Source organism: Streptococcus sp. HF-100 (assembly GCF_015594635.1).
GTDB lineage: Bacteria > Bacillota > Bacilli > Lactobacillales > Streptococcaceae > Streptococcus > Streptococcus vaginalis.
Map to the genome: position 1 here is coordinate 378,723 of NZ_JADNQV010000001.1, position 24,269 is coordinate 402,991.

At 38.7% G+C, this 24,269-nt stretch carries 22 protein-coding genes; 8 read left to right on the forward strand and 14 right to left on the reverse strand.

The window, feature by feature from the left end; translation table 11 throughout:
- Window positions 1–59: 59 nt before the first annotated feature.
- From gyrB to IYQ23_RS01810, 6 genes are all read right to left on the reverse strand, one after another.
- A complete protein-coding gene (gene gyrB, locus IYQ23_RS01785; protein ID WP_003025329.1) occupies window positions 60–2,006 on the reverse strand; it encodes a DNA topoisomerase (ATP-hydrolyzing) subunit B in 1,947 nt (648 codons plus the stop codon).
- A gap of 12 nt (window positions 2,007–2,018) precedes the next feature.
- Window positions 2,019–2,582 (reverse strand): HAD-IA family hydrolase, encoded by a 564-nt coding sequence (locus tag IYQ23_RS01790; protein ID WP_195673900.1) that lies wholly within the window; start codon window positions 2,580–2,582, stop codon window positions 2,019–2,021.
- Window positions 2,583–2,710: 128 nt separating this feature from the next.
- Window positions 2,711–3,259: a DJ-1 family glyoxalase III gene (locus tag IYQ23_RS01795; RefSeq protein WP_195673901.1), complete on the reverse strand. Its 549-nt coding sequence runs from the start codon at window positions 3,257–3,259 to the stop codon at window positions 2,711–2,713.
- Window positions 3,260–3,271: 12 nt separating this feature from the next.
- A complete protein-coding gene (locus IYQ23_RS01800; RefSeq protein ID WP_195673902.1) occupies window positions 3,272–4,504 on the reverse strand; it encodes an FtsW/RodA/SpoVE family cell cycle protein in 1,233 nt (410 codons plus the stop codon).
- 47 nt (window positions 4,505–4,551) lie between these two features.
- On the reverse strand, window positions 4,552–5,532 hold the full coding sequence (locus IYQ23_RS01805; RefSeq protein WP_106384657.1) for a YeiH family protein: 981 nt from the start codon (window positions 5,530–5,532) through the stop codon (window positions 4,552–4,554).
- A 122-nt stretch (window positions 5,533–5,654) separates the two neighbouring features.
- Window positions 5,655–8,114 (reverse strand): bifunctional DnaQ family exonuclease/ATP-dependent helicase, encoded by a 2,460-nt coding sequence (locus tag IYQ23_RS01810; RefSeq protein ID WP_195673903.1) that lies wholly within the window; start codon window positions 8,112–8,114, stop codon window positions 5,655–5,657.
- 136 nt (window positions 8,115–8,250) lie between these two features.
- On the opposite strand from IYQ23_RS01810, the gene IYQ23_RS01815 reads away from it, so the two are divergent.
- Window positions 8,251–8,886, forward strand: coding sequence for an MBL fold metallo-hydrolase (locus IYQ23_RS01815; RefSeq protein WP_195673904.1), 636 nt, complete (start codon window positions 8,251–8,253; stop codon window positions 8,884–8,886).
- A gap of 92 nt (window positions 8,887–8,978) precedes the next feature.
- On the opposite strand, the gene ftsX is transcribed toward IYQ23_RS01815, so the two are convergent.
- The 4 genes from ftsX to IYQ23_RS01835 form a co-directional block, all read right to left on the reverse strand.
- Window positions 8,979–9,905 (reverse strand): permease-like cell division protein FtsX, encoded by a 927-nt coding sequence (gene ftsX, locus IYQ23_RS01820; protein ID WP_003037328.1) that lies wholly within the window; start codon window positions 9,903–9,905, stop codon window positions 8,979–8,981.
- Window positions 9,898–10,590 carry a cell division ATP-binding protein FtsE gene (ftsE, locus tag IYQ23_RS01825; protein WP_003025346.1) on the reverse strand — a complete coding sequence of 231 codons (693 nt, stop codon included), beginning with the start codon at window positions 10,588–10,590 and terminating at the stop codon, window positions 9,898–9,900. Before ftsE ends, ftsX begins: the two co-directional genes overlap by 8 nt.
- Before the next feature lie 104 nt (window positions 10,591–10,694).
- Window positions 10,695–11,790, reverse strand: a protein-coding gene (gene prfB / locus IYQ23_RS01830; protein WP_195673905.1) for a peptide chain release factor 2 whose coding sequence is annotated in 2 segments (ribosomal slippage) — window positions 10,695–11,717 and window positions 11,719–11,790 — 1,095 coding nt in all. Because the reading frame shifts where the segments join, the coding sequence is not laid out codon by codon here.
- A gap of 236 nt (window positions 11,791–12,026) precedes the next feature.
- Window positions 12,027–12,797 carry a Cof-type HAD-IIB family hydrolase gene (locus IYQ23_RS01835; protein ID WP_229311891.1) on the reverse strand — a complete coding sequence of 257 codons (771 nt, stop codon included), beginning with the start codon at window positions 12,795–12,797 and terminating at the stop codon, window positions 12,027–12,029.
- Window positions 12,798–12,908: 111 nt separating this feature from the next.
- Here IYQ23_RS01835 and IYQ23_RS01840 point away from each other — a divergent pair, with 111 nt between their 5' ends.
- The gene (locus IYQ23_RS01840) at window positions 12,909–13,766 is read left to right on the forward strand and encodes a metallophosphoesterase (RefSeq protein ID WP_195673906.1); all 858 of its coding nucleotides are present in this window, start codon (window positions 12,909–12,911) and stop codon (window positions 13,764–13,766) included.
- On the opposite strand, the gene IYQ23_RS01845 is transcribed toward IYQ23_RS01840, so the two are convergent.
- Window positions 13,763–14,563: a DUF2785 domain-containing protein gene (locus tag IYQ23_RS01845; RefSeq protein WP_229311892.1), complete on the reverse strand. Its 801-nt coding sequence runs from the start codon at window positions 14,561–14,563 to the stop codon at window positions 13,763–13,765. The two genes, IYQ23_RS01840 and IYQ23_RS01845, sit on opposite strands and share 4 nt — an antisense overlap.
- 1 nt (window position 14,564) lies before the next feature.
- Window positions 14,565–14,825 carry a winged helix-turn-helix transcriptional regulator gene (locus tag IYQ23_RS01850; protein WP_223350875.1) on the reverse strand — a complete coding sequence of 87 codons (261 nt, stop codon included), beginning with the start codon at window positions 14,823–14,825 and terminating at the stop codon, window positions 14,565–14,567.
- A 101-nt stretch (window positions 14,826–14,926) separates the two neighbouring features.
- On the opposite strand from IYQ23_RS01850, the gene IYQ23_RS01855 reads away from it, so the two are divergent.
- Window positions 14,927–15,217 (forward strand): hypothetical protein, encoded by a 291-nt coding sequence (locus IYQ23_RS01855; protein ID WP_126466619.1) that lies wholly within the window; start codon window positions 14,927–14,929, stop codon window positions 15,215–15,217.
- Window positions 15,218–15,302: 85 nt separating this feature from the next.
- Here IYQ23_RS01855 and IYQ23_RS01860 read toward each other — a convergent pair whose 3' ends face one another.
- Window positions 15,303–17,996, reverse strand: coding sequence for a cation-translocating P-type ATPase (locus IYQ23_RS01860; RefSeq protein ID WP_195673907.1), 2,694 nt, complete (start codon window positions 17,994–17,996; stop codon window positions 15,303–15,305).
- Window positions 17,997–18,368: 372 nt separating this feature from the next.
- Window positions 18,369–18,755, reverse strand: coding sequence for a DUF1934 domain-containing protein (locus tag IYQ23_RS01865; protein ID WP_106384651.1), 387 nt, complete (start codon window positions 18,753–18,755; stop codon window positions 18,369–18,371).
- Between the two features lie 208 nt (window positions 18,756–18,963).
- Between IYQ23_RS01865 and IYQ23_RS01870 the strand changes: the two genes are divergently transcribed.
- The 5 genes from IYQ23_RS01870 (at window position 18,964) to IYQ23_RS01890 (ending at window position 24,125) form a co-directional block, all read left to right on the forward strand.
- Window positions 18,964–20,283 (forward strand): HD domain-containing protein, encoded by a 1,320-nt coding sequence (locus IYQ23_RS01870; RefSeq protein WP_022526787.1) that lies wholly within the window; start codon window positions 18,964–18,966, stop codon window positions 20,281–20,283.
- The gene (gene yidA, locus IYQ23_RS01875; protein WP_024051939.1) at window positions 20,273–21,082 is read left to right on the forward strand and encodes a sugar-phosphatase; all 810 of its coding nucleotides are present in this window, start codon (window positions 20,273–20,275) and stop codon (window positions 21,080–21,082) included. The genes IYQ23_RS01870 and yidA overlap by 11 nt, the downstream gene beginning before the upstream one ends.
- Window positions 21,082–22,296, forward strand: coding sequence for an aminoacyltransferase (locus tag IYQ23_RS01880; protein WP_195673908.1), 1,215 nt, complete (start codon window positions 21,082–21,084; stop codon window positions 22,294–22,296). The genes yidA and IYQ23_RS01880 overlap by 1 nt, the downstream gene beginning before the upstream one ends.
- A gap of 12 nt (window positions 22,297–22,308) precedes the next feature.
- Window positions 22,309–23,547 carry an aminoacyltransferase gene (locus tag IYQ23_RS01885; protein ID WP_195673909.1) on the forward strand — a complete coding sequence of 413 codons (1,239 nt, stop codon included), beginning with the start codon at window positions 22,309–22,311 and terminating at the stop codon, window positions 23,545–23,547.
- A gap of 116 nt (window positions 23,548–23,663) precedes the next feature.
- On the forward strand, window positions 23,664–24,125 hold the full coding sequence (locus IYQ23_RS01890) for an ABC transporter ATP-binding protein (protein ID WP_229311893.1): 462 nt from the start codon (window positions 23,664–23,666) through the stop codon (window positions 24,123–24,125).
- Window positions 24,126–24,269: the final 144 nt, after the last annotated feature.

Sequence of the window (24,269 nt, forward strand, 5' to 3'; positions counted from 1 at the left end):
AATAATCATGATTATTATATCATAATTTTCTTGGTAAATGTGAATTTTTTCAGATTTTTTTAAACGTCCAATGTACTATATACGGCGTTCTCTTCGATAAATTCACGACGAGGTTCTACACGGTCCCCCATTAGCATATCAAAAATCTTATCCGCTTCTGCTGCATCATCTACTGAGACACGCGCCATTAAGCGATGTTCTGGGTTCATCGTTGTTTCCCAAAGTTGGTGGTCGTCCATTTCTCCCAAGCCTTTGTAACGTTGAATACTTGGTTTAGAACGCCCTTCAGAATAACGCTCCAATGCCAACTGTAGCTCTTCTTCTTGATTGGCTCCGGGCTGGATGTATTCTTTCACTTCACTGCCGACTTTCACACCATAAATAGGCGGTTGAGCAATATAGACATACCCCGCTTCTAAAACAGGCTTCATATAACGATAAATCAATGTCAAAAGAAGGGTTCGGATATGCGCACCATCAACATCGGCATCGGTCATAATGACTAATTTTTGATAGCGAGCCTTGCTCACATCAAAATCCGCTCCAAAGCCTGTTCCCATTGCGGTAAAGAGACTACGAATTTCTTCATTGGCTAAAATTTTATCCATGCTGGCTTTTTCAACATTTAAAATCTTACCACGAATTGGCAAAATAGCCTGAAACTCCCGATTTCGACCAGACTTGGCTGAACCACCTGCCGAATCTCCTTCCACGATAAACAATTCTGTTTCATGCGGATCATTAGAAGAGCAATCTGCCAATTTACCAGGTAGATTTGAAATTTCAAGACCTGATTTCTTGCGGGTCACTTCACGTGCACGTTTAGCTGCAATCCGAGCCTTGGACGCCAAAATTCCCTTTTCAACGATTTTCTTAGCAACCGCAGGATTTTCCAAAAGGAAATCCGAAAAGGCCTCGCTAAAGAGACGATTGGTAATTTTAACAACTTCACTATTTCCAAGCTTCGTCTTTGTTTGTCCTTCAAACTGTGGGTTAGGATGTTTTACAGAGATAACAGCTGTTAATCCTTCACGGACATCTTCACCAGTCAGGTTGTCTTCATTTTCTTTCAAAAGTTTATTTTTCTTGGCATAGTCATTGATGACACGTGTGAGCGCTGTACGGAAGCCTTGTTCGTGAGTCCCACCTTCATGAGTGTGGATGTTGTTAGCAAAACTCATGACAGTTTCGTGATAGCCTGTTGTATACTGCATAGCTACTTCAACAGTAATATCATCCATTTCTCCGTCTGTATAAATTGGATTTTCAAAGATAACATCTTTATTTTCATTGATATACTGGACGTAGCTGGCAATCCCACCTTCATAGTGGTAATCTTTTGTTTGTTCTAAGCCTTCGCGTTTATCGGTAATAGAAATTCGCAGACCACGATTCAAAAATGCTAGTTCTTGCACCCGTTTATTTAATTTTTCAAAATCAAATTCAACCGTTTCTGTGAAGATTTCTGGGTCTGGTGTAAAATGAACAGTTGTTCCTGTGCGATCAGTCTCGCCGATAATCTCCAGATCCGCTACGACGTGCCCGCGACGGTATTCTTGAAAATGAATCTGACCGTTCTTGTAAACCCGAACATCAAGCTGAGTAGAAAGAGCATTAACAACGGAAGATCCGACACCATGCAAACCTCCAGATACCTTGTACCCGCCACCGCCGAACTTTCCTCCAGCGTGAAGAATGGTAAAGACCGTTTCCACAGCAGGACGACCTGTTTTTTCTTGAATATCCACGGGGATTCCACGACCGTCATCAACAACGGTAATCGAATTATCTTTCTCAATAAATACTTGAATATGTGTTGCAAAACCAGCTAATGCCTCATCAATTGAGTTATCTACAATTTCCCAAACAAGATGATGCAGTCCTTCTTTTGAAGTTGAGCCAATATACATCCCTGGACGCATTCGGACAGCTTCCAAACCTTCTAAAACCTGAATTTGACTGGCATCATAATCTTGTGCTTGTAGTTCTTTATTTTCTTCTGACATACGATTCCTTTTCTATATTTTTATAAATTTCTTGAGATTTTCCATATCATCAAAGAGATAAGTTGCAAAGCCAGCTGATTGACCCGCTTCTGTGTCAATTGAGCGATCTCCGATGACTAACCCATTCTCAATCTGATACTTATCTTTTAAATACAGCATTGACTCAGGATTTGGCTTTCTCTTAAAACCACGATTAGAAGTCACCACTTCTGTAAAGCAGCCTGAAATCCCTGTTTTATCAAGAATCTCTAAAACCTGATCATTCCGATGAGAAATCAGAAAATTACGCCCTCCTTGTGCAACGATATTCTTGAGCAAATCTGCAGCACCTTCAAATAATACTGGATGAGCTAACTCTCTTGCTTCATTCACTTTATAAGTTCGTAAAAATGCAGGAATGTTGGGCGCAAATTGAGCAACTGCATAGGGAGTTGAAACCTTTAGCGCCTTGTAAACATCATCATGGGCAGCTTGAATCCCAAAACTAGCTAACGTTTCTACAAATGCAGCCGTTGACGTCTCGTAATTATTGAGGAGAGTCCCCCCTAAATCCCAAATATAATCTTGATAATCCATACCTTTTATTATAACATATTTTTGTAAAAAATGGCTGTTAAAACAGATAGGAAAGCCTATTTTAGACATGAATTTTCATAAAAAAACTTACTTGGATCATTCCAAATAAGTTTTAGTATCATAGAACATCAATCACTATAGACATCATTGTAAAGCATCGCCGTTGCAAGCTGCTCACTGTCTCCACCTAACTGATGAACCAGCTCATAAGCAAAAGTTAGAGCAGTTGCGGGACCTCGGCTGGTAATCACTTTCCCATCAACAACGACAGTTTGTTTGATGTAAGTTCCAGTTTCAATATCTGACTCGATACCATCATAACAGGTAAATTGTTTGTTCTTTAAAATTCCTGCCCGATTAAGTGCGATTGGTGCTGCGCAAATGGCTGCTATCCACTTGCCTTCTTCTTGCATCTTTTGTAGAGCTGACATCAAACGATCATCATCTCGCAAATTTGTCGCACCAGGCATTCCTCCCGGCAGTACCACTAAGTCATAATCCTCTAACTTTCCAGCCCAAACTTTATCTGCTTGAACTGAAATACCATGAGAACCTGTTACCACTTTTTCAAATCCAATCATGTCACATAGAATTCCTGCACGGCGAAGAACATCCACAACCGTCAATGCTTCAATTTCTTCAAAGCCATTGGCTAACATAACAGCTACTTTTATCATTTTTCTTCTCCTTTATTTTAATCGTTTTAAAACCACTTTTTTACGTCTTTGAGGATAGCGTATCTTTTTTTCATCTGTGAGATTATTTTGATAGCTTATCGAAAGCAAGAGTCCAACCCCGATTAAATTACTGATGATAGAGGAACCCCCTTGCGAAATAAATGGAAGTGGAATCCCTGTCAAAGGCAAAATTCCCGTCACTGCTCCGATATTTTCAAAAATATGAAAGAGCAACATCATGATGAAACCAGTTGAAATATATGTATAAAATTGATTATTTGATTTCAGCGTAATTTTTAGCATACGATAGATCAAGAGCAAATACAAGGCAATCACAACTGTTGCGCCGACAAAGCCAAAATCTTCTGCAATAACCGTAAAAATCATATCGCTTTCACGCACAGGAACCAATAGATTGGATACATTAAACCCTTGTCCCCAGAGACCACCACTACCAATTGCTATTTGACCTTGTGCCTGTTGATAAGTAGTGGTTTGAGCGTAGTCAAACGGATTCAGCCAAGCCAAAATACGGTTGATCTGATAGGTTGGCATCCCAATTTGGTGCAAAAAAGCTCGCCCGTCTTTTGAAATGAAGATAAGTAAAAAGCCACCGCCTACAACCAGAATGGTCAAAACAACTGGTACAATGATTTTCCAAGACACACCTGATAAGAGGACAATTCCTGAAAAGATTGCGATAAAGACTAATGCAGTCCCTAGGTCACTCTGCAATGCCAATAAAATCAGAACGGGTAAGGTATAAAGGGCTAACTCAAAAATCAGGAAGAAGTCCAATCGAACCGTTCGCTCTCTATCTTTATAGCACTGTAAAAAATTAACAACAACTCGTGACAACATCAGAATATAAGAAATTTTCATAAATTCAGATGGTTGAAACAAGGTCACATGTCCTATAGTCACCCAGTTTTTTGCTCCTGTTGAAGCGACTAATTCTGAACTATAAAAAATAAGTGGTAGCACCATCAATGCCAATCCGAACACATATAAGTATGGCGTGATTTGCCAAAGAAATTTTGTATTGAATAGCATGATAACCAGACTGATAACTGTCCCTAGAGCAATCCAGGCAATCTGCTGCCCTACAATTGGCCAAACATTTTTTGGATAATCATGACTAACAGCGATATAAATGGCTACAACACCAATAAAAAGCAAACAAAATACCGGTAATATTAAACTATAGTCCACTCGTGAATCAATCGAGCGTTTTTGATAAGGCATATCTCCTCCAACATACGTAATAAATGTCAGTCACTTTTAAAGCACTTTTACGAGAAAAAGTATTGAATAATTAAGCTAGATACAGCAACTGCAAACCAAGCAAATGCTCCTGTCAACAACGGCGCTGCGCCTGCTTTTCTAAATTGCCCAAAGGATACTCTTGCACCAATTCCAGCAAGAGCCATTGCCATGAGCCACTGTGACAAGAACTTCGTTGCAGGAACGAGCGAACTTGGAAAAATCCCAACACTAGTAACAATAGACGCCACAACAAACCACAAAATAAACCAAGGGAAAATTTTCTTTAAATCGACTTTTTGATGACTGTTTTGTGAGCGTACATATCGGACTCCTGCAAAGATGAGACAAGCTGGTACAATCATTAGAGCACGACTGAGCTTAACAATCGTTGCTAAATCTCCTGCTGACTGACTGTAAGTGTAGCCCGCTGCTACAACAGATGACGTATCATTGATAGCTGTTCCTGCCCAAGTTCCAAATGTCGCATCATTCATGTGCATCAAATGTCCCAAAAATGGGAAAATAAAAACTGCTAAAATGTTAAAGAAAAAAATTGTTGAAATAGATAAAGCGATGTCTTCATCTTTTGCTTCTAAAATCGGCGAAGCTGCTGCAATGGCAGAACCACCACAAATAGCCGTTCCAAATCCAATTAAAGTGGTTAGAACTTTGCCCATTCCCAACAGACGTCCTACCACATAAGCTGAAATAAAAGCAATCAGTATAGTTAAAATGCTAATTTTTAAAGAGGAGATGCCTGTAGCAGAAACCCGACCAATGGACATACTAAACCCCAGTAAAATAATGGAATACTGTAGTAATTTCTTACCCGAATAGGCCAATCCAGCATGATACGTCTTCTTTATCTGAAAAAGATTATTAGCTAAAATTCCCAAAAGAATGGCAAAAACACTAGAACCTATCAAGGGGAAGAAATTTCCCAAGACAGTAGCTACTGCTGCTAGTACAAAAGCAAAGCCAATCCCTGAAAGATATTTTTGATACATATCGAACCTTCTTTCTTTGTGTTTCTATTATAACAAAATTTAAAACTAGCAGCGGAGGAAATTCGTACTTTTATCAAAAAAACTCAGTTTACATTTTAACTGAGTCTTCTACTCTGCTGACGTTAAGGAGATTTCTTCCTCAAAAATTGCTCGATTTCTTTTGGAATTTTTTTCATACTTGTGACGGATATTGGAGCAATTTTTTCCAAGGCTGTCTGAATTTGGCGTCCGTAACGTTTGGTTAACATGCGATTGTCTAAAATGACGACTGCTGACTGCTGCTCTTGATGTCGAATTGTACGTCCCAAAGCCTGTTTTAGGCGTAAAATCGCAACAGGTAAACTATAATCATAAAAAGGATTCTTGCCTTCTTGCCGCAATTTGCGATTGAGTTTCTGCGTAAAGAAATCACTCGGATTGTCAAATGGAATCCGTGTAATAACTTCAATCATTTGCTCCTGACTGGAGAAATCCGTTCCCTCCCAAAAACTACCAGCCCCTAGTAAAATACTCGTTTCCCCTCTGTCAAAACGACGTTTAATATTAGCCGCTTCACCATTCTTGTACTGGGCTAAGTGAGGCAGGCGTAAGCGTTCTGAAACAGCTAATAATAACGCTTTCGATGTAAATAAAACGAGAAGTGGAACTTCCTGAGTAGCTAATTTATGAACCCATTTGACAATCAATTCTGCATAAGTGTCCACATCCAAGTCTACAACATTTGGAAAATTCTTATCCAGCCATATTTTCTGCTGATGTTTCTGCTTTTGTGGTAACTGATAAAATGGTGCATGTTCAAAACCAAGTAAATGCGCTAAATGCACTTTTTTACTGATTTCAAGCGTGGCTGAAACGAACAAGACTTGCACTTCTTCAGGTAGCAAGGCTCTAAAATCTAGCACTTCTAGGCAAGCAGCTTCCAACATCGTTACTCGATAGTCATCAAATTGCTCTTCTTTTAACCAGAACTGGTCATATTTTGTGGCAAAAATAGTGCGTAAGTCAGAAAGAGAGCTTTGATCTAACTCTGATAAATCTTGTCGGAGTTTGGAACAGGTTTCTTTCGTTAGCTCATTTTTCTTGTAACGTTGGAATTGTTCCATCGCATGAGTCAATTCAAATTGAATGTCCTCTATTAACCGATGTTGCAAAATGGTATCTGTTGTTTCAAGTTCTGATTGAATCTGCTGCAAGCATTTTGTCATATTGAGCAATTTTCGAGAGAGATTTTCCAAAGCTAAAAACAACTTCTGAGCTTCATCTACAATCAAAAGTCGATTCTCCACTATAGATTTATCATCTTCTAGCCGCGTCAAAAAATAAGCATGATTGGTCACTAATACACGACTGCGTTTGGACTTTTCTTGACCTTTTTGCCAAAAATCTGCACCATAAAAGAGGGATTTTTTGCTCAATTTTCCATCATGAAGCACCTGTTGAAAGTAGGTCTGATAGCGATGTCGTTGACCAATTTCATCCAAATCACCAGATTCTGTTTCTGTGAGCCAAACTAAAAGTAACATTTTGCAACGATTGACCAGACGATTATCATCTACTTGTTGCAAACTATCATAAAAGAAGTCAAGTTTCAAATAATTGGCAGGACTTTTTAAGCTATGAAGAGAAATATGAAAAATTTGTTCTAAGTTCTGTCCTTCATTTGCTACAATCTGATCCTGCAACACTTTCGTAGGAACCGTTACCAAAATTTGCTTGCTCGTTTGAACCAAAGCCGGAAGCAAGTAACCATAGGTCTTGCCTAAACCTGTCTGAGCTTGTAAAAAACTTGGCTGCTGACTTTTTAAAGCTCGTTCTACATCATGCGCAAACTCATCTTGTTCTTTTCGCTCCTCTAAATCCAGTAAATTGATGTTGTGTTGGAAATTTTTGGATAGTTTTCTCGCTTTTTTAATTTTTTTACTTTTTCTAAGAAAAATCCCCTGCCACTTCATCAAATCGTGGCAAGTTATGTCCGACATTTGGTTAAAAGCATCTTCTATTGCTAAGCATGATTCGTAAATCAAACTATCCGAAAATTTCAACAAATATTCCACTAATTCTTTCGGAAGTTTTTGGATTTTTTCTTGTATTTTTAAAAATAATGTAGCCGTTGCTGAGGCATCTGCAAGCGCTGTATGCGCATGTTTCAAAGGAATGTCTAACTGTTCACATAATATTCCTAGATTGTATTTTTCAAACGTTGGGAAAAAGACTTGCGCAAGCTCTACTGTATCTACCCTCGGAGTCACTAATTCAAATCCTTCCCAAAAGAGGGCTTCTGCTAATAAATTAGCATCAAATTTCACATTATGAGCCACAAAAATGGCATCCTCAATCAACTCATAAATCTCACGAGCTACTTGAGAAAAGTCTGGCGCCCTTCTCAATCGCTTGTCTGTCAATCCTGTTAATTGGCAAATATGAGAATCCAGCTTCTCATGAGGATTCACATCGGTTTCATAAGTTTTAACAATCTGACCATTTTCAATCAGCACAATCCCGACTTGAATAATCTTGGCGTTGCTGCTGGCACTCGTTGCCTCTAAATCTACCACAGCATATTTTCTTTTTTCTTGTGTCATATTAGAAAAATTATACCATAAATCCAACTATTTCGTATCACGTTTTATGCCTTATTTTCCCTTGACAAATAGCTTGATATTTCTTTTATGTCATTTTTCATATTTTTTGCTAAACTATGAAGTGAAAGGAGTTCTCATGATAACGATTCATAAAACTTTAAACGCTCAAGCATACGAAAATACTTATTATTTAGAAAATGAGCATCATCTTATCGTAGTTGATCCAGGTAGTGACTGGGATAAAATTGTAGCAAAAATCCAAGAAATCAATAAGCCAATTACAGCTATTTTGCTGACCCATACTCATTACGATCATATTATGAGTGTTGATTTAGTTCGTCAACATTTTGGACATCCACCTGTCTATGTCTCTGAAAGTGAAGCAACTTGGCTTTACACTCCGGAGTATAATCTATCTGGACTAGCTCGCCACCAAGATATTGATAACATCATTCTCCAGCCTGCCGATGTCTTTTTTGACTATCATAGTCCTTACAGTCTAGATGATTTTTATTTTTACGTCGTACCAACACCAGGACATTCAATCGGTGGTGTTTCAATCATCTTTCCTAACGAGCACTTTATTTTAACTGGCGATGCTTTATTCTGCGAATCAATTGGTCGAACGGACCTCTATACTGGAAATATGGCACAACTCATTTCTAGCATCAAAAACGAATTACTGACCTTGCCTGATTATGACGTTTATCCTGGGCATGGTTCTCAAACCACCATTGTCCATGAAAAAATGTTTAATCCATTTTTGCATTAAAAAAGCCCTAAATGAACTGCATCTCAAAAGTTAGATTTTTCTGTCTAACTTTCGGGTCAGGGTTCAATAGGGTTTTTATTATCACTTCTTTTTTAAATTTTCAAGAATCGTCTCATTGAGAGAACCGAGCCAAATGCTCCGATGATAATTCCTACTACAAAAAGGAAGGAAATCATCAATGGAATAAAGGTTTTTGGTACAATCATGGAAAGATTTTGACTAGCAAGAGATGGATTAAATGACTTATAGGCCATTTCGTAAATAAAATAGACCAAGCCAGCTGGAACAACTGCCCCAAGCAAGCCAATCCAAGCTCCTTCTAACAAGAACGGACCTCGAATGTAACTGTTTTTTGCTCCCACCAGACGCATAATTTGAATTTCACGACTACGTGAAATAATCGTAATCCGAATAGTATTTGAAATCAAGAAAACAGCAATAAAGACTAAGAGGAGCGCTCCTACAATTCCCCATGTACGAATAAAATTAGCTAACGCAAAAATACGTTTTGTATTGGCTCCACCGTATTCTACTTCAGAAACCCCTTCCACTTTCTTCGCATTGTTTGCGACAGAGGTGACGTATTTGGGGTCGGTTGTATCAACAATATAAGCGTCATGCAGGGGATTGGCATCTCCTTCAAAGAGTTTCCAATCTTTACCCATGACTTCTGTTAGTTTCTTTAATTGTTCTTGCTTGCTAGAAAATGTTACTGATTTCACATTTGACATTTTGTTGAGGGCATCATATACCTTATGGTAGTCCTCATTTTTGACTGTTTGACCTTCTTTTGTAATAGTCTCTTCATTGTCCGCTGTATCTGGTCGCATATAGACCATAACCCGCACATTATTTTCAATATCTGTTGCTAGCTTCGCCGTGTTTAAAATGACTGACACAAAGATTGCGACTAACCCTAGTGTAATCATCACGGAGCTGACTGCAGCAACTGTCATCCAACCATTTCGCTTCAAACTTTTGAGCGATTCAAGCAGGTGACTTAAAAATCTACTATTCATCGTATCCGTACTCTCCTTTTGCTTCATCACGCACCACACGACCATTTTCGATGGCAATAACGCGGTGACGCAAAGTATTTACAATTTGGCTATTATGAGTGGCCATTAAAACAGTTGTTCCTTGAAGGTTAATTCGCTCCAGTAGATTCATGATTTCCCACGAATTATCTGGGTCCAAATTTCCTGTCGGCTCATCGGCAATCAAAACTTTAGGATTGTTCACAATCGCACGAGCAATGGCAATTCGCTGCTGCTCCCCTCCTGAGAGTTCATTTGGAAATGAACGGACTTTGTGTTTTAAACCAACCAAATCCAACACTTCCATAACGCGCTTTTTGATATTCCGACGGCGTTCTCCAATAACTTCCATAGCGTAGGCGATATTTTCATAGACTGTCTTTTTGGGTAGCAACTTATAGTCTTGGAAAACGACGCCAACATTACGACGCAACATTGGAATATCGCGTTTTTTAATTTTAGCAAGATTAAAGCCAGCAACTTGCAGACTTCCCTTATCAACTTTCACTTCACGATACAATAATCGAATAAAAGTTGATTTCCCTGCTCCAGAAGGACCTACAATATAGGTGAATTCTCCTGGCTCTACTTCAATGGACACACCACGCAGGGCTGTTGTCCCGTTGTCATACTTTTTGACAACATCTCTCATTTCAATAATTGACATTTATTGTTAAGAGTTCCTTTCGTAAGATAGTTGAGGGAGTGGGAGAGGAAACTATGATTGCATTGCAATTACAATTGTCTGCACCACTCTCGTAAATTTAATGTTTAGTTTAACCGCCATTTCAAGTAGGCATCGATGAAGCCATCAATATCTCCGTCCATGACTTTGTCGACCTGTGCGACTTCAAAGCCTGTCCGATGATCTTTGACCATCGTGTAAGGAGTAAAGACATAAGAGCGGATTTGACTTCCCCAAGAAATTTCTTTTTTGTCTCCCTTTAAGGAATCCACTTCAGCTGCTTTCTTTTCTTGCTCCATTTGGTAGAGTTTCGCTTGAAGCAATTTCATTGCCCGATCACGGTTTCCATATTGTGTGCGGTCAACAGTGGATTGTGTCACAATTCCCGTTGGTATGTGGGTTAAACGAACACCGGTTGAAACTTTGTTGACATTTTGCCCGCCAGCACCACCGGAACGGAAAGTGTCCATCTTGATGTCTTCGTCTCGCACCTCAATTTCAATCGTGTCATCCAACTCCGGCATGACTTCCACTGAAGTAAAAGAAGTGTGACGACGTTTAGCTGAGTCAAATGGCGAAATGCGTACCAATCGATGAACTCCCATTTCAGACTTCAACAAACCATAGGCATGAGGACCCTCAAAAGACAAGGTAACAGATTTAATTCCTGCTTCATCTCCCGCTTGATAATCCAATACTTCAACCTTGAAACCATGAGCATTGCCAAAGCGTGTATACATCCGCAGCAACATATCCCCCCAGTCTTGGGCTTCTGTTCCACCAGAGCCTGGATGAATTTCAAGGATAGCATTGTTATTATCATAAGGTTCCGACAAGAGGAGTGTCATTTCATAGCCGGTCATTTTTGTTTCCAACTCTGCTAATTTTTCTTCCAACTCTTCCTGTACAGAATCATCCTCCGCTAGAAAATCAAGCAAAATCTCTGATTCATCAAATAAATCAGTCATTTGCTGGAAGTTATCATAGGTTTGCTTAAGTTCGTTTAATTCTTGAGATGTTTTTTGCGCTGCAATATTATCATCCCAAAAATCAGGTTCTGTCATCTTATTTTCTAAGATTGCAATTTCTTCTTCCAGACCTTCTAAGTCAAAGAGACCCCCTGAAAGAAGCTAATTTTTCACGATTTGCGTCAATTTTTTGACGAATTTCTGAAATATCCATACTTACCTCTTTTCACATATCGTTTTATTATATCACAAGTCAGTATTTTTTTCTAATTTCTGATAGAGTCCAATAATAGTTATTGTATAAAATTTCTAATTCTGAATCAAGAAATTTCGTTCTTTGTTACATGATTGTTAGATAGGTTGCCGTCTGGCTAAAAATATTAAGAGGATAGATATACCAAAATGATGCGTATGTAATGAGTTATGTTACAATCTCTTGTTCAAGAACTTCTAAAACGCCTGATTCTTGATTGCTTGGCGCTTGATACTTTGCTGTTTTCTTGACCTTTTCAGGAGCATTGCCATCGCATAGCTGTGACCCACATAAGCTAGCATTTCTAGGTCATTTCCACCGTCCCCAAAAGCCATCATCTCCTGTAGTGCAATACCAAAATGCTGACTAAGGAATTCAAGAGCAGAGCCTTTATGAACACCTCTTTGGATGATATCAATCGAACCATGTCCACTTGAAACTGCCTGAACGAGTTGACCAGTAACTTGATTTAGCTTTTCAAGGAGTTGATCTGTTTTTTCTTCTGGCACCAATAAAGCTAACTTGACAAAATCATCTTCTGGTAAATCCTGAAAATTAGAGATTTCTTTCAAAGTATGGTAATAAATTGCAATTTCTTCTTTGTACTGTTTGGGTGCTGACTTGAGCAAATAAGTAGAATGAAGTCCGCAAAGAGTTGTTGCATTTTCTAAGTCTTCTGACACAAGCACATCTAAAACTTTTTCAATCTCTGTTCTAGCAATTTTTGCTTCTCGTAATAGCTTATCACCTTCAAAAATTAGTGCTCCATTTTCTGAAACGATTATCAATTCAGACTGGTGTTTTGGAAAAAATGAAGCCAGTTGGGCATATTGATTGCCTGAAATGACGACCACTTTTATATCTTTTTCTTGCAATGGTCGATAAATTTTCTCAAAGCGCTCCACATCATAGGTATTGTCTGAGCGCAGAAATGTACCGTCCATGTCAAATGCTACTAATTTTATCATTCGTAGACCTCCACTTACTTCTATTTTACACCAAAAGACTTAAACTTTCCTATGATTTTTGATGAAAAATTTATTTCTTTCATCGTCCCTCAAATATGCTACACTAGGAGCATGACAAATTTAGCATTTATGAGCGATCTTCATTTGGATTCAAACCAATTTACCGATGAAGACATCACCATTTTGATTGATTTACTAAAAAAGAAAAAAGTTGACCACATTCACTTTGCAGGGGATCTGTCTAATGATTTTGAACACATTAGTTTGCCTTTTTTACAAAAGCTCAAAAAATCCTTCTCCGTTTCTTACAATTTAGGCAATCATGACATGCTAGGAATGACTGAAGACGACATTCAACAGCACAATTTCAATGTACAATCATTTGGACAGACTCAGTTTATTAGCCTAGCAGGTTGGTATGACTATGGCTTCGTCCCCGAAAAAACACCTGAAGAACACAAACGAACCAAGCAATTTTTCTGGTTTGATAGACGATTGAACCGCAACACTGATGACCCTATACTCACTCAACAGACCCTAGAACAACTTGAGAGAATTTTGACTTCTCTGAATGATCCTATTATCCTAGCTATGCATTTTGTTCCTCACAAAGATTTTCTTTACAATCACCCTTATTTTCAGCGCTTTAATACTTTTCTGGGTAATCAGACCTTTCATGAGCTCTTTGTCAAATATGGTGTGAAAGGTGTTGTCTTTGGTCATCTTCACCACCGCCACTCCGCTCGAATGATTGACAGTGTCTGCTATCATACAAGACCTCTTGGTTACATCCGCGAATGGCAGTTGACCCAACAATTCTTCGAGGATTATCCTCAATACAAAATATCTCAAATGTACCGTCTCCACAAACGCTATAATGCAGTAAAAGACTTATCTCTTTTCCAATCATATAAGAAAAAGCACCTCCAAAAAGAACTAGAAGATGCACTTATCATTTTTGATATTTAGTACGAAAACAACTGAATAGCTTCTCTTAGCTCGTCTGAGAGAGCTTTTTCTTTGTCTAACTGAAGATAAACTTCTAACAAGCATGAACGAGCATTAGAAAATTGCAAAAAGTCTACTGGTTTTTCTAGTGGAAAATCAAGTGAAGCTAACCAAGTTGCAACTCTGGTTTGTGAGAGTCTCTCATTTAAAATAGCCTGATAGATGACCCGTGCCAAACGCCAGTCCTCATCGCTGATAAAGCGCCAATTCACTCTTTTAAAAATCTTTTCTAGTACTTGAAGAACTTCATTTACTCGTATTATAGGAAAATCTGGGTGACAAATAATCTCAACTAAAAGATCTGCGCCATGAGCAAAGGCATGCACCCAACCATATTCTTCAGAATAACCAATCCTATCATTTTCGTACAACAAATAAGACAGTCCTTGTTCAAATAGAGCCATTCTTTGCTGACTAGAGAGCCTTTTAAAATAAAGTGAATTTTTCTTAGCATCCGCATGTAGCAAATTAACGAATAATAAAGCCGTGAAAGATCGAGTTAGAGTCGCTTGACCAACCTCTTCTTTTTTATACAAGAGTCCCTGTCGTTTTAGAGCCTCAATCGCTACAAAATCAAACTGTTCCTTTGTAAATAGTTGCTTTTGTATGGCTCTAGCTAGAGTAACAAAAATTAACTCATCTCGTATTTTATAATCAGGATGACCGATATAATCTAACATCCAAAGAATTTCTTCCCTTTCATAACGCACTTGATGATCAAGTAACTTCTGCTGTAAACTATCTTTTATTCTTACCATTTTATTCCTCGGCTAAGATGAAAAACTCACCATCCTGTTTAGGAAACTGTCCACAAATACTATTATTAATATCATCAGGTGCTAAATACTTTTTTGACCATTGACATATCGTTTCAAAAATTGGTATCACAGACTCTGCTTTTTCTATTAACTGATAAGTAACACGCATAGGGATTTCATTATATTGTCGTCTTTCTACCATATTATTTTGCATCAATTCTTTCAAAGTTCTAGAGAGAACAGTATCTGTAATATCTAGCATTTCTGCTTATAGTTAGTTACTCACTAATTTGGTAACATATTGCATTTAAAATAGCACTATTTTATAATAAATTCAAATAAAAGGAAAGGGAACTTAATACTATGTCTCAAGTTAAAGCATATTTACAAATCACTCTAGATATTCCGGATGAAAGTCGTCCTGCCGTAGCGAAAGTTTATAATGACTATCGCAAGCCATTTCTAGATACTATCGAAGGGGCTGTGAGCAAGAACTTACTTATTCGCACAGAAGATGTGCAAGTTTTACATGGTTTTGACTCTGTTGAGCACGCTCAAAATTATCTACAAAGTGATATGTTCAAAAATGATGTTTTTGTTGGACTTCAACCACTTTGGAAACAAGATCCAGATGTTCGTATTTATGGCTTGTAATAAGGACTTAAAATTGTCGTATTCACGGCAATTTTTTATTATAGTTTGACAATTAAAAAAGCCACCCGAAGATGACTTTTCTGTCTTAAATGGCATTTTTATCCATGCCTAATTTACGTTGAACAAATTTAACAATTTCTACGATGATAATCATGGAGAAACTTCCAATGAGAACGGCTGCCCATTGTGAGAGGTCTAATTTTGTTACATGGAAAATTCCTTCTAGTGGCTCAACCAAAATGGTAGAAGCCAATAAAATGAATGAAACAAGAATAGACCAGTTGAAAGTTTTAGATTTGAATGGCCCAACTGTTAGAAGTGATTGATAAACAGATTTCACATTAAAGGCATGGAAAAGCTGGATTAGTCCAAGCGTTGCAAAGGACATGGTCAACGCATCCGCATGAATAGCTCTCATGTCACCAACATGAACTGGATTCATCAAAGCATAAGCATAAACACCGAGTACCAAAGCACCTTGCAAAAGCCCTTGATAAATAATCGAACTCATGACACCACCTGAGAAAAAGCTAGACTTACGACCACGCGGTTTATGCGTCATCACACCCGGCTCAGCTGGCTCAACCCCTAGTGCAATAGCTGGGAAAGTATCTGTCACAAGGTTAATCCAGAGAAGATGAACCGGCTGCAGCACATCCCAGCCAAAAAGAGTTGCAAGGAAAATCGTCAACACTTCTGCTGTATTGGCTGAAAGCAAATATTGAATGGTCTTTTGAATGTTAGAGAAGACTTTCCGTCCTTCCTCAACAGCCACGATAATCGTTGCAAAATTATCATCAGCCAGAATCATGTCAGAAGCACCTTTCGAAACTTCTGTCCCTGTAATCCCCATTCCGATACCGATGTCGGCTGTCTTCAAAGCTGGTGCATCATTTACACCGTCACCTGTCATAGCAACAACCTTGCCTTGATGTTGCCATGCTTTGACAATCCGCACCTTATGCTCAGGAGATACACGCGCATAGACAGAATATTGACAAACAACTTTTTCAAACTCTTCATCTGACAATTCATTAAGCTCAGCACCAGTCATGACATGGTCTTTACTATCATCATTGATAATTCCAAGGCGTTTAGCAATAGCTTCCGCTGTGTCTTGGTGATCACCCGTAATCATAATCGGACGGATACCCGCTTCTTTAGCCACTCGAACAGCTTCAGCAGCTTCTGGTCGTTCAGGATCAATCATTCCAATCATACCTGTGAATATTAAATCATTTTCAAGATTTTCAGACGTTAAGTTTTCTGGAATTTCATCAATAATTTTGTAGGCACCAGCTAACACACGCAGAGCCTGATGAGCCATACCTGAGTTATTTTCCTTAATTAACTGAGTCGTTGCCTCATCAATCGGCGCAATATCGCCTGCCTTGTCACGAGCCACACAACGTTTTAAAAGTTGATCTGGCGCACCTTTTACAGCAACCAAGAATTTACCATCTGGCAAAGGATGAATGGTTGACATGAGCTTACGTTCAGAATCGAACGGCAACTCTGCTACACGAGGATACTGTTGCAAAAAGGCCTTGACATCATACCCTTTATCAAGTGCATACTGAACAAAAGCTGTTTCCGTTGGATCTCCAATGAGTTTTCCATCTTGATCGATTTTAGTATCATTAGCAAGGACAACCGAGCGTAACAATGGCAAGTCAAGTCCGAGGTCAATATCTTGTTTTGCTTCATGCAAACTGCCGTCATAAAAGACTTTTTCAACCGTCATCTTGTTCATGGTCAAGGTTCCCGTCTTATCAGAAGCAATAATTTCAGTAGAGCCAAGCGTCTCAACTGCAGGAAGCTTTCTGACAATGGAATTTCTCTTCGCCAAAACTTGTGTGCCAAGTGCCAAGACAATGGTCACAATAGCAGGAAGTCCTTCTGGAATTGCTGCCACAGCAAGTGCGACTGATGTCATCAATTCGCCCAGCGGGTCTTTTCCTTGAACAAATACGCCGACCACAAAAGTGATTGCTGCAATGATTAAAATCGCATAGGTCAGCACTTTTGAAAGACCATTTAGATTTTGCTTGAGTGGAGTATCTGTTTCATCAGCATTTTGGAGCATACCAGCAATATGACCGACTTCTGTAAACATACCTGTATTGACAACGACACCCATTCCACGTCCATACGTAACGTTTGAATTTTGGAATGCCATATTGATACGGTCGCCAATACCTGCATCAGCAGCTACATCAACAGTCAGATGTTTTTCAACTGGAACGGATTCGCCAGTCAGAGCCGCTTCTTCAATTTTTAAAGAATTTGCTTCTAAAAGACGCATGTCAGCAGGTACCACATCACCTGCTTCCAGCATAACGATGTCTCCAGGGACCAATTCTTTTGAGTCTACTTCTGTCACATGCCCGTCACGCAGCGCACGCGCAGCTGGGCTAGACATAGATTTGAGTGCTTCAATTGCTTCTTCTGCCTTACCTTCTTGGTAAACTCCAAAAATGGCATTAATAATGACCACAGCTAGGATAATAATCGCATCTGCAATATCTTCACCACCTGAAGTCACAACCGAAAGAATAGCCGCAATCAGCAAAATAAGAATCATCAAATCCTTAAATTGCTCAACGAATTTCATCAGAAGGGATTTTTTCTCTCCCTCATCCAGTTCATTGCGTCCGTATTCGTCTAAACGCTTAGCGGCTTCATTGCTTGATAAACCTTGCTCAGAAGTTTCTAAATTTTTTAAAACTTCCTCCGAACCTTGCGTATAAAACGCTTGGCGTTTTTGTTCTTTTGACAAAATATTTCCTCCTTTGATCCCTTTTTGACAAACAAAAAGAGACCTGTTTATTGCAACAAGTCTCGCTGTTTCATACAAGGCCGGAAATTGCTTTCGTATTGACGACCTTGTAACGGATATCCCGCTAGCTACTCCCTTGAGTGTTTTTATTATATCAAATTCTTCAATTTTTTCAAGCAAAAAAAGTTCAATTTCTATCTATTTTACCCAACAAAGAATAAGACGCAATAAATAAAATAATCGCTATGACAAGTGTCCCTGTTAGGTCAAAGAACATATTAAGCTTTGTCTTGTTATAAAAAACCAAATAAATCTGCTGAGAATAAAAATAGCCGCTATTACTAAACTAAAAAGGATTCTTCCCATCACTTTCTACCTCCACGAAATTTCCATTTGATAATCCGCAAAAGCTCGACCGCCATCAGGTGTTCTCAATTGATAATGCAGTTCAAGTGTCTGCTTTTTCAAATCAACCTGGTAATGACTTGTTTTTGTGATAAATTGCTGTATGCCGACCGGTGTGGGAATTCCAATCAAGGCTTCTCCTCCTTTGATAAACCGCATCAAAGATTTATGAGTAGAGAAGCGTGTCATGACTAGTTCTTCATCATGAAACTTCAGCACAACCTTCTCTCCTTCTTCATTTTTAAACAATAAATAATGATAAGCGCCCTTTTGAGTCCAATCTACATCGTAACTTTGGTCAATTTGTTCCACTTGCTCATCCATTTGAATTCGATTTTGGATTCTAATTTTCACTCTTCAAATTTCCTCGTCTTCCTATTTCTTTTTTCATTTTAGCAGAAAATCAAAAATATTTCTCCCATTTTTTCTTATACTTTTATTTTACCATAGCTCTGAATGGGAGAATTTTTGAATTAAAACAGCAAGTTTGAATCGCTATTTTCAGAGGTTATAGATTACTTTGTTATTTGGACTGCTAGACGAGATGTGGTATAATAGAGCCATGATTGAAAAAGTATTTCGTGATCCCGTCCACAATTACATTCATGTGGATCACCAAGTCATCTATGATTTAATAAACACCAAAGAATTTCAACGACTGCGCCGCATTAAACAGTTAGGAACTTCCGGCTATACTTTTCACGGAGGCGAGCACAGCCGTTTTTCGCATTGCCTCGGAGCATATGAAATTTCAAGACGAATTACAAAAATCTTTGACGAAAAATATCCAGAGGTTTGGGATTGTCATGAAAGCTTACTTGTCATGGCAACAGCCCTCTTGCACGATGTCGGTCACGGCGCTTATTCACATACTTTCGAGCGTCTCTTTGATACCGACCACGAGGAAATTACACGCCAGATTATCACCAATCCAGAGACTGAGATTAACAAAGTTCTGGTTCAAGTTTCGCCTGATTTTCCGGAAAAAGTAGCCAGCGTTATCAACCACACCTATCCAAACAAACAGGTGGTGCAACTTATTTCCAGTCAGATTGATGTCGATCGCATGGATTATCTCTTGCGAGACTCCTACTATACAGGCGCTTCTTATGGACAATTTGATTTAACACGGATTTTGCGCGTTATTTGTCCTGTTGAAAATGGCATTGCTTTTAAGCGCAACGGCATGCATGCCGTGGAAGACTATGTCGTTAGTCGCTACCAGATGTATATGCAGGTTTATTTTCATCCTGCTAGTCGGGCAATGGAAGTGCTCTTGCAAAACTTGCTCAAGCGAGCTAAATTTCTCTACGAAAAGCAGAAAGACTATTTTGCACTCTCTTCTCCCAACCTCATTCCTTTCTTTGAAAAGCGAGTGACCTTGAAAGATTATTTAGCACTGGATGACGGCGTGATGAATACTTATTTTCAGGTCTGGATGACAAGCCCTGATACGATTTTGTCTGACTTGGCACAGCGTTTCATCAACCGCAAAGTCTTTAAATCCATTATTTTTTCAAAGGAAAATGAAAAAAATCTGAATGTTATGCGGGATTTGGTTGCAGAAGTCGGTTTTGATCCTGACTACTATACCGCTATTCACCGCAATTTTGATCTACCTTATGATTTTTATCGTCCAGATGTCGAAAAACCACGCACTCAGATTGAAATTATCCAAAAGGATGGCAGTCTCGCGGAGTTGTCCACTTTATCCCCTATCGTCGAAACATTAGCAGGCACAAGGCACGGCGACAACCGTTTCTATTTCCCAAAAGAAATGCTGAAAGAAGCTGGACTTTTTAGTGAAAATAGTAAAACTTTCTTGTCGTATATCAAAAACGACCAATTTATATATGGAGAAGCACACGAACATGAGTATTAAACTAGTTGCCGTTGATATTGACGGAACCTTATTAAACACCAAAAGAGAAGTCACACCAGAAGTTTTTTCTGCTGTACAAGATGCCAAAGCTGCTGGAGTAAAGATTGTCATTGCAACTGGACGCCCCATTCCAGGAGTGAGAAATTTGCTTGAAGAGTTACACCTAAACGAGCCAGGTAATTATGTCATTACCTTCAATGGCGGGCTGGTTCAAGATACAGTTACAGGGGAAGAATATATCAAAGAAACTCTAACCTACGATGATTATTTGGATATTGAATGTCTCAGTCGCAAATTAGGGGTTCACATGCACGCTATCACCAAGGACGGTATTTATACTGCTAACCGTAACATTGGAAAATATACCGTTTACGAGGCCGGACTGGTCAATATGCCAGTCTATTACCGCACCCCAGAAGAAATGGTAGATAAAGAAATCGTCAAAATCATGTATATTGATGAACCAGAAATTTTGGATCAAGCAATCGCCAAACTTCCAAAAGAATTGTACGACAAGTATACACTCGTAAAATCTGCACCTTTTTACTTAGAAATTGTCAAAAAATCCGTCAATAAAGGGGCTGCAGTCGTGCATCTAGCGGAAAAATTAGGATTGACAAAAGAGGAAACCATGGCAATTGGTGATGAAGAAAATGACCGTGCGATGCTAGAAGTTGTGGGAAATCCTGTTGTAATGGAAAATGGGACTGACGAGTTGAAGAAAATTGCCAAATATATCACCAAATCAAACGATGAATCCGGCGTTGCATACGCTATTAGAGAGTGGGTTTTAAACTAATGTACACTTATAAAATAGGAATATCTGCTCAAGAACACGATGATTTTGTTAAGAAAAGTTCTCAAACCAACTTGCTTCAAAGTGCTTCTTGGGCAAAGGTCAAAGATAATTGGGACAATGAACGAATTGGCTTTTACAAAAATAACCAATTAGTGGCTTCTGCTAGTATTCTCATCAAGCCTTTGCCGCTCGGTATGACTATGCTTTATATTCCTCGCGGTCCTATTATGGATTATCAGAATCAAGAATTACTGCAATTTGTCCTGACTTCCTTGAAACAATTTGCTAAAACTAAAAAAGCTCTTTTTATCAAGTTTGATCCGAGTCTTTTCCTCGTGCAGGCTCAAATTGGAGAAAACAGAAAAGAACAGCAAGAAACACTTGACGTGATTCAAAATCTCCAGAAAGCGGGAGCTATTTGGGTGGGGCGAACAGAATCACTTGATGAAACGATTCAGCCACGTTTTCAAGCAAATATTTATAAGGATAATTTCAGCGAAGAACTTTTATCAAAAAGTACACGCCAAGCCATTCGCACTGCACGAAACAAAGGCATTCAAGTCCAGTTTGGTGGCAAAGAACTTTTGGATGATTTCTCTGCTTTGATGAAAAAAACCGAGAATCGAAAGAGTATTCACTTGCGGGGGAAGGACTATTATCAAAAACTCCTTGATACTTACCCAGAGCATTCCTATATCACACTTGCAAGCATTGACCTAAATGAGCGTCTAGAAAGTCTTCAAGCTCAAAAAGCCAAAGCTGAAAAAGAAGCCAGCAAATTCACTGAAAAAACTAAACCTGGTAAAATTGAAAACAATAAGCAAGAACAAAAACGACTGCAAGAAGAAATGGATTTCTTGTCAGAAAAAATAGCACAGGGAGCAACTATTGTTCCTCTCTCTGGAACTTTGGTTCTCGAATATGGTGCCACTTCTGAAAATATCTATGCTGGAATGGATGAAGAATACCGCCGCTACCAGCCAGCTCTCCTCACTTGGTATGAAACAGCAAAGCACGCCTTTGAACGTGGCGTCGATTGGCAAAATATGGGGGGAGTTGAAAACGATCTAGACGGCGGACTTTATCACTTTAAGTCCAAGTTCAATCCAACCATTGAAGAGTTTGTCGGTGAGTTTAACTTGCCAACCAATCCACTCTATCATCTCTCTAACCTTGCCTATACTTTGAGAAAGAAATTCCGCAGCAAACACTAAGAAAGGAATCATATGACATTCAAACGACTTAGTCAGGAAGAATTTGTAAACCATAGCGCGTCTTGCACTCAACGTTCTTTTATGCAAACAGTAGAAATGGAAATGCTCTTAGCGAAACGCGGTTTTACTTGCCAATATGTCGGTCACACAGATGAACACGGTGAATTAACCGTTTCAGCCGTGCTCTACAGTATGCCCATGACAGGCGGACTGCACATGGAAATCAATTGCGGTCCTGTTTCAACAAATCCTCACGACCTGCAAGCTTTTTACCGTGAACTCAAGACCTACGCCAAAGAAAATGGTGCTTTAGAGCTAATTATCAAACCTTATGAAACTTATCAAACATTTGACAGCAATGGCCAGCCGACCTCGCCCGAAAAAACAGAATTGATAAAAGAGTTGACAGACTTAGGTTATGAATTTGATGGCTTGCAGACAGGTTATCCAGGCGGCGAACCTGATTGGCACTATGTCAAAGACCTGACTGAACTAACTGAAAAAGATCTGCTCAAATCCTTCAGCAAAAATGGTAAATCGACTGTAAAAAAAGCCAATACTTTCGGCATTCAATTAAAAAAATTGAAGCGAGATGAATTAAATATTTTCAAGGAAATCACTTCTGCCACTTCCGAGCGCCGTGAATATAGTGACAAACCTTTGGATTATTACCAAGATTTCTACGATGCTTTTGGCAATCAAGCAGACTTTATGATTGCAACGCTTAATTTTCAAGATTATCTGCAACATCTGCAAAATGATCAAAAAAAACTCAGACAAAAAATTCAAAAATTAGAAGCGGATTTAGAAAAAAATCCTCAGTCGGAGAAAAAGCACAATCAACTGCGTGAATTATCTAGCCAATTTGAAAGCTTTGAAACACGTAAGGCCGAAGCACAAGAATTGATAGATAAATATGGAATGGAAGACCAAGTGCTTGCTGGCAGCCTCTTCCTCTATACACCACAAGAAGCGACCTACCTCTTTAGTGGTTCCTATCCTGAATTTAACAAATTCTACGCCCCAGCACTTCTCCAAGAATATGTCATGAAAGAAGCTCTCAAGCGAAACATTCCTTTTTACAATTTTCTTGGCATTACAGGAATTTTCGACGGGTCTGACGGCGTTCTCCGTTTCAAACAAAACTTCAATGGTTACATTGTTCGTAAAATGGGCACTTTCCACTATTATCCACAGCCATTAAAATTTAAAATTCTCAGTTTGGTTAAAAAACTGCTACGGCGCGCTTAAAAACTCTCAAACGGCTTTTTGAGAGTTTTTAAATATTCGTATTTTAGATAGGACTTATCAAATATGCTGAAACGATTTATTTCAAAAAACTACTAGCGATTTACTTTCTGTTTATCGTGCTGACATGGATTGATTCAGTTTTAAACCCAACGCTCGTTCGGATGATTATTGATAATTTTCAAACGAAAAATTTAAGAATTCTCTGGCAAATCTTGATGTTGGGAATTCTTGGAAATATGCTGATTGTCTTAGGTTTGGCAGGCAAACGCTATTTCTATGCAAAAGTCATTGCAGATTTCAATGCAAATATAAAAGGAAAGATGTTTGCTACTTTTTTGTATGAAAATCAACTGGCAAATGAAGATATTCTTTCTGACTTGGAAAATGATGTGAAACAGATAGAAGAAAATTATGTAGAATCCACTTTGATTATCATTGGTTCTCTTGGTTTCACCTGCATCTCTATCGTTTATCCTTTATTGACAAACTTCTGGCTAGGAGCCATTTTCATCATTTTCTATGCCATTCCAGCTCTATGCAGTGGAATTGGCTCCAAAAAAACTAAATCGGCTATCTGAGACAAAATCAACAGTCAATCAAGACTACATCTCTCTGCTGTCTAGTTTTATAGCTAGTTCTAGAGTGATCAAAAACTATCATAGCCAGACTTTCTTTTACACTCTTTTTCAGCAAAAACTCTCTCAAAATATTGAGCAGAATAT

What these genes read in the sequence shown, in the direction of transcription:
- gyrB (WP_003025329.1), bottom strand. Translation starts at nt 2,006, where the DNA reads ATGTCAGAAGAAAATAAAGAACTACAAGCACAAGATTATGATGCCAGT.
- IYQ23_RS01790 (WP_195673900.1), bottom strand. Translation starts at nt 2,582, where the DNA reads ATGGATTATCAAGATTATATTTGGGATTTAGGGGGGACTCTCCTCAAT.
- IYQ23_RS01795 (WP_195673901.1), bottom strand. Translation starts at nt 3,259, where the DNA reads ATGATAAAAGTAGCTGTTATGTTAGCCAATGGCTTTGAAGAAATTGAA.
- IYQ23_RS01800 (WP_195673902.1), bottom strand. Translation starts at nt 4,504, where the DNA reads ATGCCTTATCAAAAACGCTCGATTGATTCACGAGTGGACTATAGTTTA.
- IYQ23_RS01805 (WP_106384657.1), bottom strand. Translation starts at nt 5,532, where the DNA reads ATGTATCAAAAATATCTTTCAGGGATTGGCTTTGCTTTTGTACTAGCA.
- IYQ23_RS01810 (WP_195673903.1), bottom strand. Translation starts at nt 8,114, where the DNA reads ATGACACAAGAAAAAAGAAAATATGCTGTGGTAGATTTAGAGGCAACG.
- IYQ23_RS01815 (WP_195673904.1), top strand. Translation starts at nt 8,251, where the DNA reads ATGATAACGATTCATAAAACTTTAAACGCTCAAGCATACGAAAATACT.
- ftsX (WP_003037328.1), bottom strand. Translation starts at nt 9,905, where the DNA reads ATGAATAGTAGATTTTTAAGTCACCTGCTTGAATCGCTCAAAAGTTTG.
- ftsE (WP_003025346.1), bottom strand. Translation starts at nt 10,590, where the DNA reads ATGTCAATTATTGAAATGAGAGATGTTGTCAAAAAGTATGACAACGGG.
- IYQ23_RS01835 (WP_229311891.1), bottom strand. Translation starts at nt 12,797, where the DNA reads ATGATAAAATTAGTAGCATTTGACATGGACGGTACATTTCTGCGCTCA.
- IYQ23_RS01840 (WP_195673906.1), top strand. Translation starts at nt 12,909, where the DNA reads ATGACAAATTTAGCATTTATGAGCGATCTTCATTTGGATTCAAACCAA.
- IYQ23_RS01845 (WP_229311892.1), bottom strand. Translation starts at nt 14,563, where the DNA reads ATGGTAAGAATAAAAGATAGTTTACAGCAGAAGTTACTTGATCATCAA.
- IYQ23_RS01850 (WP_223350875.1), bottom strand. Translation starts at nt 14,825, where the DNA reads ATGCTAGATATTACAGATACTGTTCTCTCTAGAACTTTGAAAGAATTG.
- IYQ23_RS01855 (WP_126466619.1), top strand. Translation starts at nt 14,927, where the DNA reads ATGTCTCAAGTTAAAGCATATTTACAAATCACTCTAGATATTCCGGAT.
- IYQ23_RS01870 (WP_022526787.1), top strand. Translation starts at nt 18,964, where the DNA reads ATGATTGAAAAAGTATTTCGTGATCCCGTCCACAATTACATTCATGTG.
- yidA (WP_024051939.1), top strand. Translation starts at nt 20,273, where the DNA reads ATGAGTATTAAACTAGTTGCCGTTGATATTGACGGAACCTTATTAAAC.
- IYQ23_RS01880 (WP_195673908.1), top strand. Translation starts at nt 21,082, where the DNA reads ATGTACACTTATAAAATAGGAATATCTGCTCAAGAACACGATGATTTT.
- IYQ23_RS01885 (WP_195673909.1), top strand. Translation starts at nt 22,309, where the DNA reads ATGACATTCAAACGACTTAGTCAGGAAGAATTTGTAAACCATAGCGCG.